The following is a 12,601-nucleotide window of genomic DNA, read 5'->3' on the forward strand; positions in this document are numbered from 1 at the left end:
GAGTCCTTTCAGTGGGCCGGGGTCGGGTGGAAACGGCGGCGGTACTCGGACGGGGCCGTGCCGAGGGCTTTGACGAAGGCGCGGCGCATCCCCTCGGGGGTGCCGTAGCCGCTGGCGCGGGAGATCTCCTCGATGCCGTCGGAGGTGTCCTCCAGGAGACGGCGGGCGTGTTCCAGCCGGACCCGGTCGACGTACCGGCCCGGCGTCATGCCGGTCTCGGTCTGGAAGGCGCGGGCGAAGTGGCGGGGCGAGAGACGGGCCCGGGCGGCGAGGGTCTCGACGCTCAGGTCGCCGGCGGGGTGCTCGGTGATCCACTGCTGGACCTCGCGCAGCGGCTCGCGCCGGGCGGTCTGGGCGGCGAGCTGGGCGCTGAACTGGGCCTGGTTGCCGGGCCTGCGCAGGAAGACGACCAGGTGGCGGGCGATGGCGAGGGCGGCGTCCCGGCCCAGGTCCTCCTCGACCAGGGCGAGCGCGAGGTCGATGCCCGAGGTGACGCCGGCGGACGTCGACACCTGCCCGTCGCGTACATAGATCGGGTCGGGGTCCACTTCGACGGCCGGGTGGTCGCGGGCGAGCTTGTCGCTGTACGCCCAGTGCGTCGTGACGCGGCGCCCGTCCAGGAGCCCCGCCTCGGCGAGCCGGATGGCGCCGGTGCACACCGAGACCAGACGCTCGGCCCGGGGTCCGTGCTCGCGCAGCCAGTCGGTGAGGCGCGCATCGGGGCGCCGGGTGCCCTGGCCGCCGGGTACCAGGAGGGTGTGCGGGGCATCGGCCCGCGCGAGGGTTTCGTCCGGTACGAGGGTCAGGCCGCTGGAGGTGCGTACGGGAGCGCCGTCCAGTGAGGCGGTACGGATGCGGTAGGTGCCCGGGGTGTGCTGCTCGGCCCCGGCGAAGACCTCCAGCGGGCCGGTGACGTCGAGGCTCTGCATGCCGTCGAAGAGGACGAAGAGAACGGTTCGCTGGGCCATGTCCTCGATTCTTGGGGGCGCCGACGATGGCGGCAATGACGAGTTCCCCACCTTTTCTGCCATCAGGAACTCCCCCGTAGAGGAGATACCAAGCGGTCGGTAACCTGCACGCCATGACTACTGCCGTCCTGGAACCGCGCGCCGGCCGCCGCTGTCACAACCCGCTCAACTCCTTGCACGCCGCGCACTACTTCTCGCCCGACCTGGGCAGGGAGCTGGCCGCGATCGGCGTCACGCATCCGAGGGCCGTCAACTTCGCGGTGCGGTCCGCCGCGCTGGGGCCGGTCGGCCCGGGGGCGGTTACCGCCGCGTTCTACAACTACAAGCACCAACTGGTGGCCGAGCACGTGCCCGCGGTGTGGCGGACCGCCGCGCCCGAACGGGTCCTGGCGGCACGCGCGCGTGCCGTCGACGCGACACTGCGCCGCCTGCTGGGTGAGGAGGCCGTGGCATCCGACGAGATGGCCGAGGCCGCGCGGCTCGCCCTGCGCGCCACCGAGGCCTGCTCGCGTGCCGCGCGCCCGCTGTACTCCGCGCACGCCGACCTGCCGGTGCCCCAGGAGCCCCACCTGGCGTTCTGGCACGCCGCGACACTGCTGCGCGAGCACCGCGGCGACGGGCATCTCGCTGCCCTGATGTCCGCGGAGCTCGACGGCCTCGAAGCCCTGGTGACCCACACCGCGACGGGCAGGGGCATGACGCCGCCCTGGGTCTTCACCACGCGCGGATGGACGCGGCAGGAGTGGGACGCGGCCGTCGAACGGCTCCGGGAGCGCGGGCTGCTGGACGCCGACGGCGAACTGACGGAGCGGGGTACCGCCCTGCGCGAGAAGATCGAGACGGAGACCGACCGGCTGGACCGGGCCCCGTACGAGCACCTCGGGGCCGAGGACGTGCGGCGGCTGACGGAGCTCGCGATCGGGTTCGCGCGTACCGCGGCGGCCTCGGGGGCCTATCCCGCGGACCTGATCGGCAAGCGCTGAACCACGACGGCCCGAGTCCTGGCATCGAAGATTGCCGGAGCGTCACGGAGGTACCCGTTCATCTCCGGTCGTGGTGGCCGGGAGAGGAAAGGGGATGCACATGTTCCGCGCGATCGCAGACGTACTGCGCCAGATCGGTGGCGCCATCGCCACCGTCGTGACGCTGCCGTTCCGGGCGCTGGCCCGGCTCTTCGGCGGTGCGTCCAGCTCCACGAGGAGCCGCAGGGCGTGACGACCACGGCCGGATGACCGCGCCCTGAGCCCCGACTGTCGGTGCCGCCTGTCACAATTGCCGCGCAACCTCAGTGAGAAGGCGGTACGGGATCGTGACGACACCCGGGTCCAGCGGGTCCAACGCAGGGTCGATCGAAAGCAGGATCGCCGAGGAACTCGGCGTACGCGAGCGGCAGGTCAAGGCTGCCGTGGAACTGCTCGACGGCGGTTCCACGGTTCCCTTCATCGCCCGCTACCGCAAGGAAGCGACCGAGATGCTCGACGACGCGCAGCTGCGCACGCTCGAGGAACGGCTGCGGTATCTGCGGGAGCTGGAGGAGCGGCGGACGGCGATCCTCGACTCGGTGCGCGAGCAGGGCAAGCTCACCGAGGAGCTGGAGGCGCGGATCCGGGGCGCGGAGACCAAGGCGCGCCTCGAGGACATCTATCTGCCGTTCAAGCCGAAGCGCCGCACCAAGGCGCAGATCGCGCGCGAGGCCGGCCTCGAGCCGCTCGCCGAGGGCCTGCTCGGGGACCCGGGCGTCGCTCCGCTCGCCGCGGCCGCCGCGTTCGTGGACGCCGACAAGGGCGTGCCCGACGCGCAGGCCGCGCTCGACGGCGCCCGGGCGATCCTGACCGAGCGCTTCTCGGAGGACGCCGACCTGATCGGCGAACTCCGCGAGCGCATGTGGGTGCGCGGCCGTCTGGCCGCCAAGGTGCGGGACGGCAAGGAGGAGGCGGGCGCCAAGTTCGCCGACTACTTCGACTTCGCCGAACCCTTCACGAACCTGCCCTCGCACCGGATCCTGGCGATGCTGCGCGGCGAGAAGGAGGAGGTCCTCGACCTCGTCCTGGAGCCTGAGGAGGCCACGGACGGCCCTTCGTCCTACGAGGGCATCGTGGCCCACAGGTTCGGGATCGCCGACCGCGGCCGTCCCGGCGACAAGTGGCTGACGGACACGGTCCGCTGGGCCTGGCGGACCCGCATCCTCGTGCACCTCGGCATCGACCTCAGGCTGCGGCTGCGTACGGCCGCCGAGGACGAGGCGGTCAACGTGTTCGCGGCCAACCTCCGCGACCTGCTGCTCGCCGCCCCGGCCGGCACGCGCGCGACGCTGGGCCTGGACCCCGGATTCCGTACGGGTGTGAAGGTCGCCGTGGTCGACGCGACCGGCAAGGTGGTCGCCACCGACGTCATCCACCCGCATGTCCCGGCCAACAGGTGGGACGAGGCGATCGCCAAGCTGGCCCGGCTGGCCAGGGAGCACGCGGTCGAGCTCGTCGCGATCGGCAACGGCACGGCGTCCCGCGAGACCGACAAGCTCGCCGGTGAACTCATCACCAAGCATCCTGAGCTGAAGCTCACCAAGGTGATGGTGTCCGAGGCGGGCGCGTCCGTGTACTCGGCCTCCGCGTTCGCCTCGCAGGAGCTGCCGGACATGGACGTGTCGCTGCGCGGCGCGGTCTCCATCGCGCGCCGGCTCCAGGACCCGCTGGCCGAGCTGGTGAAGATCGACCCGAAGTCGATCGGCGTCGGCCAGTACCAGCACGACCTGTCCGAGGTGAAGCTGTCGCGTTCGCTGGACGCGGTGGTGGAGGACTGTGTGAACGGCGTGGGGGTCGACGTGAACACCGCGTCCGCCCCGCTGCTCGCCCGGGTCTCCGGGATCACCTCCGGGCTCGCCGAGAACATCGTGTCGCACCGGGACGCCAACGGTCCCTTCAAGGCGCGTACCGAGCTGAAGAAGGTGGCCCGGCTGGGTCCCAAGGCGTACGAGCAGTGCGCGGGCTTCCTGCGGATCCGCGGCGGCGACGACCCGCTGGACTCCTCCAGCGTGCACCCCGAGGCGTACCCGGTGGTGCGGCGCATGGTGAAGACCGCCGGGCAGGAGGTCGCCTCCCTCATCGGCAACACGGGTGTGCTGCGCTCGCTCCGGCCGCAGGACTACGTGGACGAGACGTTCGGTCTGCCCACCGTGACCGACATCCTCAAGGAGCTGGAGAAGCCGGGGCGTGACCCTCGGCCCGCCTTCAAGACGGCGACCTTCAAGGACGGCGTCGAGAAGATCTCCGACCTGTCCTCCGGGATGGTGCTGGAGGGGGTCGTGACGAATGTGGCGGCGTTCGGGGCGTTCATCGACGTCGGTGTCCACCAGGACGGTCTGGCGCATGTCTCCGCGCTGTCGAAGACGTTCGTCAAGGATCCTCGGGACGTCGTGAAGCCCGGTGACATCGTCAAGGTGAAGGTGCTCGAGGTCGATATTCCGCGGAAGCGGATCTCCTTGACGCTGCGGCTGGACGACGAGGCGGCGGCCTCCGGCGGGGAACGGCGACAGCAGCAGCGGGGTGGGCGGCCGCCTCAGCAGCGGCAACAGCCTCGTCAGCAGCAGCGGTCGGCGCCTGCTCCGGGCAACAGTGCGATGGCTGATGCTCTGCGGAAGGCCGGGCTGCTGGATTCCAAGAAGAAGGGGCGGTAGCGGTCGTGGGGAGCGGCCGGCCCGTTGTGGCTGGTCGCGCCCACGCGGCGGAGCCGCACACCGATACAGCCCCGCGCCCCTTCAGGGCGCTTCGGTCACCTTGCCCGATGAGAGCTCCAGGCGGCGGTTCACCCTCACCGCGTCCAGCATTCTGCGGTCGTGCGTGACCAGGAGCAGCGTGCCCTCGTAGGCGTCCAGCGCCGCTTCCAGCTGTTCGATGGCCGGCAGGTCCAGGTGGTTGGTCGGCTCGTCCAGGACCAGGAGGTTGACGCCCCTGCCCTGGAGCAATGCCAGGGCCGCCCTCGTACGTTCGCCGGGCGACAGCGTCGCCGCCGAGCGCAGGACGTGGTCGGACTTCAGGCCGAACTTGGCCAGCAGGGTGCGGACCTCCGCCGGTTCCGTGTCGGGGACCGCCGCGCAGAAGGCGTCCAGCAGGGACTCCTCGCCGTGGAAGAGCTTGCGGGCCTGGTCGACCTCCCCGATCAGGACGCCGGAGCCCAGGGAGGACTGGCCGGCGGTCAGCGGCACCCGGCCCAGCAGGGCGCCGAGCAACGTCGACTTGCCGGCGCCGTTCGCGCCGGTGACCGCCACCCGGTCCGCCCAGTCGATCTGGAGGGACACCGGGCCGAGGACGAAGTCGCCGTGGCGGACCTCGGCGTCCCGCAGCGTCGCGACGACCGCGCCCGAGCGCGGGGCCGACGCGATCTCCATCCGCAGGTCCCATTCCTTGCGCGGCTCGTCGACGACATCGAGGCGCTCGATCATCCGCTGGGTCTGGCGGGCCTTCGCGGCCTGCTTCTCGCTGGCCTCGCTGCGGAACTTGCGGCCGATCTTGTCGTTGTCGTTGTTCGCCTTGCGGCGCGCGTTCTTCACGCCCTTGTCCATCCACGAGCGCTGCATCTGCGCCCGGTCCTGGAGGGCGGACCGCTTGTCGGCGTACTCCTCGTAGTCGTCCCGGGCGTGCCGGCGGGCCACCTCCCGCTCCTCCAGGTAGGCCTCGTAGCCACCGCCGTAGAGGGTGATCTGCTGCTGGGCCAGGTCGAGTTCGAGGACCTTGGTGACGGTGCGGGTGAGGAACTCGCGGTCGTGGCTGACCACCACCGTGCCGGCCCGCAGACCCTTCACGAACCGCTCCAGGCGATCCAGGCCGTCCAGGTCGAGGTCGTTGGTCGGCTCGTCGAGGAGGAAGACGTCGTAGCGGGAGAGCAGGAGGGAGGCGAGGCCCGCTCGCGCCGCCTGGCCGCCCGACAGGGACGTCATCGGCAGGTCCAGGTCGACCGCGAGGCCCAGGGAACCGGCGACCTCCTCGGCGCGTTCGTCGAGGTCGGCGCCGCCGAGGTCCAGCCAGCGCTCCAGGCTGGTGGCGTACGCGTCGTCCGCTCCCGGCGCCCCGTCGACCAGCGCCTGGGTCGCCTCGTCCATCACCCGCTGGGCCTCGGCGACTCCGGTGCGGCGGGCGAGGAACTCCCGCACGGTCTCGCCCGGGCGCCGCTCGGGCTCCTGCGGGAGGTGTCCGACGGTCGCTGCCGGCGGGGAGAGCCTGAGCTCCCCCTCCTCCGGCGCGACCAGGCCCGCGAGCATCCTGAGCAGCGTGGACTTGCCCGCGCCGTTGGCCCCGACCAGGCCGATCACATCTCCGGGCGCGACGACGAGGTCGAGCCCGCTGAACAGGGAACGGTCGCCGTGGCCGGCGGCGAGGTTCTTGGCGACGAGGGTGGCAGTCATCAGACCGTCGATCCTAATGGCCGCGGGCGGATGCCCGGCGCTTCGGTTCTCAGCGGGCCATCGCCTCCACCAGGACACTTCCCGAGGTCCGCGCCACCACGAACGATTCTCCCCTCACCGCCTTGGCGTCCAGGGCGATACGGTGCCGGCCCGCTTCCAGGACGCCGTCGAAGACCTCGTGCGCGTGGGTGCGGTACAGCCGGTCGAGGCGGTACGCCGTCAGGCGCACCCGGCACGGTGAGGTGACCTCGACGGCCGCCTCGCCGTCGGCGGCGACCAGGCGGGTCAGCCGGCGCCGTTCGACGGGGCTGCGGTCAAGGGCGTGCTCTATCTGGGCCACCAGCAGCGGAATGATCGGGGCGAGGCCCTCGACGTAGGTCACCTCGACGCCCACACGTTCGAAGGCAGCGCGGACGGCGGCACGTTCCTCCTCGGTGACCGCGCGGCCGAAGGCGACCGCGCCGTAACCGCGCAGTTCGTCGGCGTGGACGGCGCCCACCTCACGGGTGATGTCGGCGCCGATGCCGATGGTGCGCAGGGCGGCGGCCAGTTTGGCGAGGACGGCGACGCGGGCGCCGATGAGCAGGACGCGGCGGCGGGCGCCCTCCGGTTCGGTGCCGCCTCGGAGCAGGGAGTCGAGCGCCGCGCGGTACTCGGCGCCCTGGAAGCGGAACGGCCCGATGCCGTGGTAGCCGTTGAGTTGGAGGTCCACGGCCTCCTCGGTCTGCCAGGCGAAGTCCCGCCAGATGAAGTCGTCGCCGTCCCGCTCGATGACCGCGGTGACGGCTCCGCAGGCGAGGTCCTCGCACTCGGGGCAGCCGTAGATGACGTGACGACCGCTCGGAAGCGGGGCGTCCGTCTCGCCCAGGAAGCTGCGGACCTGGGCGGTGAAGATCGCGGGTGGGACGTCGGAGGCGAGTGGGGAGACGGCGTCGAGGTCGGAGAGCTGGAAGAGGAGCGGGCGGCCGTCGACGATGAAGTCCACGAAGTCCCGGTGTATCTGGAAGTCACCGTTGGCGAGGACTCCACCGGCACGCATCGCCGGTGCCAGGCCGAAGGTCGCGTAGGCGGCAGACATGGTGTGAGTATTCCCGGCTTTGGGCCGGTCTGAGCACGGCATGCGTCATTCCGCTCACGCCGGGCGGCGCGGCCCGGCGTCAGGGGCGCGCGGAGGAGGCGGTGGGCCGGCTCGCCTCCTCCCGACATGCGCCGTACTCAGCTGTGGTCGTGGCCCAGCGGGTCGCCCTCCGTCTCGGTGCCGGGGCCCGGACCGATCTGGATCCCGAAGTCGCCGTCGTACTTCCTGTGGCCCTCGATCACGGCGAGTTCGACGGCCTCGGAGCCCATCTCGCCACGCACGATCACCGGGTCCTGGCGCAGGTCGCGCATGAGAGCGACGCACATGCCGATCATCACCAGCACGAAGGGCGCGGCGGCCAGGATCGTGAGGTTCTGCAGGCCGGTGAGCGCGTCGCCCTGGCCGCTGCCGACGAGCAGCATGATGGCGGCGACCGCTCCGGTGACCACACCCCAGAACACGACGACGAATCGGCCGGGTTCCAGGGCGCCCCGCTGGGAGAGCGTGCCCATCACGATGGACGCGGCGTCGGCTCCCGAGACGAAGAAGATGCCGACCAGGATCATCACCAGCAGGCTGGTGGCGGTGGCGATGGGGAACTCCTGGAGCACGCCGAAGAGTTGGCCCTCCGGAGTGGACTCGCCGCCGAGCGCGCCGCCCTCCTTCAGCTTCATGGCCGTACCGCCGAAGATCGCGAACCAGACCAGGCTGACCGTGCTGGGCACGAGGATGACACCGCCGACGAACTGCCGGATGGTGCGGCCGCGGCTGATGCGGGCGATGAACATGCCGACGAAGGGCGTCCAGGAGATCCACCAGGCCCAGTAGAAGACGGTCCAGCTGCCGAGCCAGTCCGCGACGCCCTTGCCGCCGCTGGCCTCGGTACGTCCGGCGAGCTGGGGCAGGTCGCCGAGGTAGGAGAAGATCGAGGTCGGCAGCAGGTCGAGCACGATGATCGTCGGTCCGGCGATGAACACGAAGACCGCGAGGATCAGGGCGAGCACCATGTTGGTGTTGGACAGCCACTGGATGCCCCGCTCGATGCCGGAGACGGCCGAGAGCACGAAGGCCAGGGTCAGCACGGCGATGATCGCGACGAGCAGACCGGTGCTGACGTCGTCCATCCAGTCCAGCTCCTGGAAGCCGGAGCCGATCTGGAGGGCGCCGAGACCGAGAGAGGCCGCGGAGCCGAAGACGGTGGCGATGATCGCGAGGATGTCGATCACCCGGCCTACGCCGCCGTTGGCGTGCTTCTCCCCGATGAGCGGGGTGAAGACGGCGCTGATGGTCTGGCGCCTGCGCTTGCGGAAGGTGCTGTAGGCGATGCCGAGGCCGACCACCGCGTAGATCGCCCAGGGGTGCAGGGTCCAGTGGAAGAGGGTGGTGGCCATCGCCGTCTCCATGCGCTCGCCGGAGTTGGCGGGATTCGTGCCCGGAGGCGGGGTCGTGTAGTGCGAGAGCGGCTCGCTGACGCCGTAGAACATCAGGCCGATGCCCATGCCGGCGCTGAACATCATCGCGACCCAGGACACGGTCTTGAACTCGGGCTCCTCGCCCTCGGCGCCCAGGTGGATGCGGCCGTAGCGGCTCATCGCGAGCCACAGGGCGAACACCACGAAACACGAGGCGGCGAGCATGAAGGCCCAGCCGCCGTTGTGGATCAGCCCGTTGAGCATGGAGGTGGAGACGTCCTCCAGTGAGTCCGTCGCGGCCCAGCCCCAGATCACGAAGGCCAGGGTGATGGCGGCGGTGACTCCGAACACCACCCGGTCGGTCTGGTGGCCGAGAGTCCCCGCGGGGCCTTCCCGGCCACCTCTCTTCTTCAGGTCTTCAGTCATCTGCGGCACCTTCCCCTGGAGCGGTGGGTACGCCGGTTTTCACACAGTTCCCCAGGACCTACCACAGGTGCCGCAGATTAGAACCGCTTCAACAGCCGGTGTCGGGCTCCCCGGCCGTGAGGTGGTACGGGGCGCGTTCGTCGAGGAGCAGCGGGACGAGGGCGCGCAGGGGTTGGCGGAGCGGGACGTAGGTGCCCTTCGTCCTCACTCCGTGCAGGGCGAGTTCGTCCTTCACCTCCAGGTACTGGGCGTCGGTGAGCCGGTAACCGCAGGGCGGGTCCTGGATCACCTCGGCCGGTTCGGGCGGGTCGTTGTCGGCGCCGCCGAGGTAGACGGGGCCGGTGGTGGGCTTGTCGCGGGCCTCGGTGGTGGCCTTCTCGACCCGGGCGCGACGGTGGTCGACAAAACCGAACAGGCCCTTCAGAGCCGCCAGTTGGGAGTTCACCCGGCGTCGGTTGTTGCCCGCCTCGTCGGTGTCCCCCAGCGGTTCGACTCTGCTCTCGATCAGCAGGCCGATCGCGTGCTTGACACCCGACATGTTGCGCAGGATGCGCTCCTGGCCGTCACCGGCGACCTGTTTGACCGGGTCGCCGGTGACCGGGTCGGTCCAGATGCCGTACGTGCCGGTCGTGTAGCCGGCGCGCTGGGCGGCGGGGCGTACGTAGGCCTGGGACAGGGTCTCGGCCTCGTCGTGGACGGCCTGGTCGGTGTTGGGGTTGCGGGGCCAGAGGTCGAAGAGGTCCTTGTCGTAGTACCGGGGTGTGGCGGAGTACTCGTGCAGGTCGTAGATCACGTCCGGTCGCCGGTCGCGGACGACCTTCGCCATGGCGCGGGCCTCGGCGGTGGCGAGGGCGAGGTGGTCGCGGTTGATGTCGACGCCGTCACCGTTGCCACGGGTGTCGGCGGCCCGGCCGTCCGGGTTGGCGGTGGGCACGACCAGCACGGTGGTGCGGTCGAGGAAGCGCCGGGTGCCGGCGTCCTTCGCGTACGCCAGGTCGCGGACTGTGGTGAGACAGCCCTCGCGCCCGGAGGGCTCGTCGCCGTGCTGGCTGCACACGAGCAGGACCTTGGTGGGGGCGTGGCGTGCGCCGACCTGGACGAGGTGGAGGGGGCGGCCCTGTTTCGTCGTACCGATGCGGCTGAGCATGACCCGGCTGCTCGCCCGGTCGACCTCGGTGAGGAAGTCCCGCTCCTCGGACTCGCTCGTCCAGCGGGCGCCGTTCGACTGTTCGAAGCCGGTGCGGGGCGGGGTCTCGGTGGCTTCGGCCGGGATCGCGACCAGGGAGGCGACCAGGGCCGCCGTGCTCACGGTGACGGTTCGGATCGTCATCCTCCCTCCGGGACCCGGTGGGCGGTGCGCGGCGCCCGGACTCCGTCAAGCGCCCCTGCCGCCTCGGGTACGGCGGTCTCGGCGCCCTTCGTGGCATGGGCGAAGGCGGCGGCGCCGCCGACCAGCGGGACGCGGGCCGAGGTGCGGGACAGGTCGATCGTGAGGGTGGGCTTGGTGGACGGCGGGTCGATGAGGTCCTTGTCGGTGCCCGCGACGATCAGGGCGAGGCGGTGGCCCGCCGGGACGACGTGGTCCGTGGCGCCGAGGTCCAGGGTGATGGTGTACGCCTTGCCCGGGGTGAGCGGGACGCCCTTTCCGGGGTCGGCGTAATTGCCGAGGTCGGCCCAGCCGCGGCTGACGACCGTGTAGTCGACGGCGGTGGTCTTCGCCTGCGTCTCCTTGAAGCAGGCGCTGTCACCGGACGTGCTGACACCCCAGCAGGTGCGGTTGGTGAGGGTGGTGATGCCTTCGCCCGCGGCCGCGTAGTCGCGGATGGTGTCGGGGCCGAGGTCCACGAGTACGGCGGAGAGGTGGGCCGTGGTGGTGGTCGGGCTCGCCGTCACGGTGACCTTGGAGGAGCCGGACAGGCGGAGGTCCTTGGTGAGGGTTCCGGTGGTGAAGCCCGCCTTGCCGGGGGTCGGCGTGTCGATCCGGGCGGCCCAGTCGGTCTCGCTCAGCGCGGGGTCGTCGGTGAAGGTCTCGGTGCCCTTGGCCTTGGTCAGGCCGAGGGTGCCGACGCCGGGCTGGGGCCCCTTGGCGGGGCGCAGGGTCGTGGTGGCCGTACCGCGCGGGGGCCAGGTCTTCGAGGTGACCCACTGGTCGGGGTGGCGTTCGATGTCGGCCATGGGTTCGCGGTCGATGCCGTTGTCGTAGCCGAGGAGTTCGTGGTCGAACCAGCGGTGCAGGGTGTCGACCCATTGCGCGCGGCGGAAGTCGAAGGGGTCGACGTGGCCGGTCTGGGAGAGCCAGATCTTGCGCTCGACTCCGTTCTTCGCGAGGGCGTCCCACCACGGACCGAGGTGCTGGAGGCGGACGTTGAGGTCCTGCATGCCGTGGATCGCGAAGACGCTGGCCTTGACTTTGCCGGCGTCCTTCACATAGTCGCGCTCGGTCCACAGCGGGGTCCGGTCGCCGGTGCGGGGCGCCTGGTCGACGAGCTTCTGCTGGACGGCGGCGCACTTGGCGCGGGCGTCGGGGCTGTCGACGTAGTCGGAGAGCCAGTCGGGGCCGGAGTCGTAGAGCGGGGCGCCCTTGGAGAAGTAGTAGTCGTACCAGGTGGAGATGGCGCTGATCGGGACGATGGTCTTCAGTCCCTCGACTCCGGTGGCGGCGACGCCGTTGGCGATGGTGCCGTCCCAGCTCTTGCCGATCATGCCGGTCCGGCCGTTGGTCCAGCCGGCCTTGGCCTTCGCTGTGCCCGTGCGGCTGGTGTAGGCGGTGGCCCGGCCGTTCAGCCAGTCGACCACCGCCTTGGCGGACTGGATGTCGGAGCGGCCACCGACGTCCACACAGCCGTCGGAGCGGTTGGTGCCGGCGAGGTCGACCCCGACGAAGGCGTAGCCGCGGGGCACGAAGTAGTTGTCGTAGAACAGCGGCATCTGGACGACGTTGCCGTTCGCGTCGTACGTCTTCAGCTGGCTCTCGTTGCCGCGTCCGCAGCAGGAGTAGTAGGGGCTGGCGTCCATGATGACCGGGACCTTGCGGCCCTGGGCGGCGGGTTCGCGGGGCCGGACGATGTCGACGGCGACGCGGTCGGTCTTTCCGTCACCGTCGCCGTCGAGCCGGGTGTCCACCCAGACGGCCTCGCGGACGGCGTTGCCGTACGAGTAGATCGGTTGGCTCTCTCGCGGGGCCGTCCGCTCCTGTGCCTCGGCGGTCGCGGGTGCGAGGAAGGTCGCCAGCAGGGCGGCGGTGGCCGCCGCGGCTGTCGCGAGCGGTCTCCAGGTCGTGAAGCGCGTGCGTATCGACATGCGCGGACGGTACAGCGGT

Annotated in this window: 9 protein-coding genes; 3 read left to right on the top strand and 6 right to left on the bottom strand. The window is 71.0% G+C overall.

The genetic code is table 11. The features are described from left to right. Nucleotides 1-8: 8 nt before the first annotated feature. A complete protein-coding gene (locus tag M2157_RS09075; protein WP_280861307.1) occupies nt 9-968 on the bottom strand; it encodes a GlxA family transcriptional regulator in 960 nt (319 codons plus the stop codon). Nucleotides 969-1,081: 113 nt separating this feature from the next. On the opposite strand from M2157_RS09075, the gene M2157_RS09080 reads away from it, so the two are divergent. From M2157_RS09080 to M2157_RS09090, 3 genes are all read left to right on the top strand, one after another. Continuing rightward, nucleotides 1,082-1,951, top strand: coding sequence for a hypothetical protein (locus M2157_RS09080; protein WP_280864954.1), 870 nt, complete (start codon nt 1,082-1,084; stop codon nt 1,949-1,951). A 100-nt stretch (nt 1,952-2,051) separates the two neighbouring features. Next, nucleotides 2,052-2,183, top strand: coding sequence for an LPFR motif small protein (locus M2157_RS09085; protein ID WP_252100478.1), 132 nt, complete (start codon nt 2,052-2,054; stop codon nt 2,181-2,183). A gap of 94 nt (nt 2,184-2,277) precedes the next feature. Beyond that, a complete protein-coding gene (locus M2157_RS09090) occupies nt 2,278-4,641 on the top strand; it encodes a Tex family protein (RefSeq protein ID WP_280864955.1) in 2,364 nt (787 codons plus the stop codon). An 81-nt stretch (nt 4,642-4,722) separates the two neighbouring features. On the opposite strand, the gene M2157_RS09095 is transcribed toward M2157_RS09090, so the two are convergent. From M2157_RS09095 to M2157_RS09115, 5 genes are all read right to left on the bottom strand, one after another. Beyond that, on the bottom strand, nt 4,723-6,366 hold the full coding sequence (locus M2157_RS09095) for an ABC-F family ATP-binding cassette domain-containing protein (RefSeq protein WP_280864956.1): 1,644 nt from the start codon (nt 6,364-6,366) through the stop codon (nt 4,723-4,725). A 49-nt stretch (nt 6,367-6,415) separates the two neighbouring features. Beyond that, nucleotides 6,416-7,444 carry an oxidoreductase gene (locus M2157_RS09100; RefSeq protein WP_280864957.1) on the bottom strand — a complete coding sequence of 343 codons (1,029 nt, stop codon included), beginning with the start codon at nt 7,442-7,444 and terminating at the stop codon, nt 6,416-6,418. A gap of 137 nt (nt 7,445-7,581) precedes the next feature. Continuing rightward, complete coding sequence (locus tag M2157_RS09105) at nt 7,582-9,282, bottom strand: BCCT family transporter (protein WP_280861312.1); 1,701 nt, start codon at nt 9,280-9,282, stop codon at nt 7,582-7,584. Nucleotides 9,283-9,370: 88 nt separating this feature from the next. Continuing rightward, on the bottom strand, nt 9,371-10,612 hold the full coding sequence (locus tag M2157_RS09110) for a M14 family metallocarboxypeptidase (RefSeq protein ID WP_280864958.1): 1,242 nt from the start codon (nt 10,610-10,612) through the stop codon (nt 9,371-9,373). Then, a complete protein-coding gene (locus M2157_RS09115) occupies nt 10,609-12,582 on the bottom strand; it encodes a Xaa-Pro dipeptidyl-peptidase (RefSeq protein WP_280864959.1) in 1,974 nt (657 codons plus the stop codon). Before M2157_RS09115 ends, M2157_RS09110 begins: the two co-directional genes overlap by 4 nt. Nucleotides 12,583-12,601: the final 19 nt, after the last annotated feature.

This window comes from Streptomyces sp. SAI-127 (assembly GCF_029894425.1).
In the GTDB taxonomy this organism is placed as follows: Bacteria; Actinomycetota; Actinomycetes; order Streptomycetales; family Streptomycetaceae; genus Streptomyces.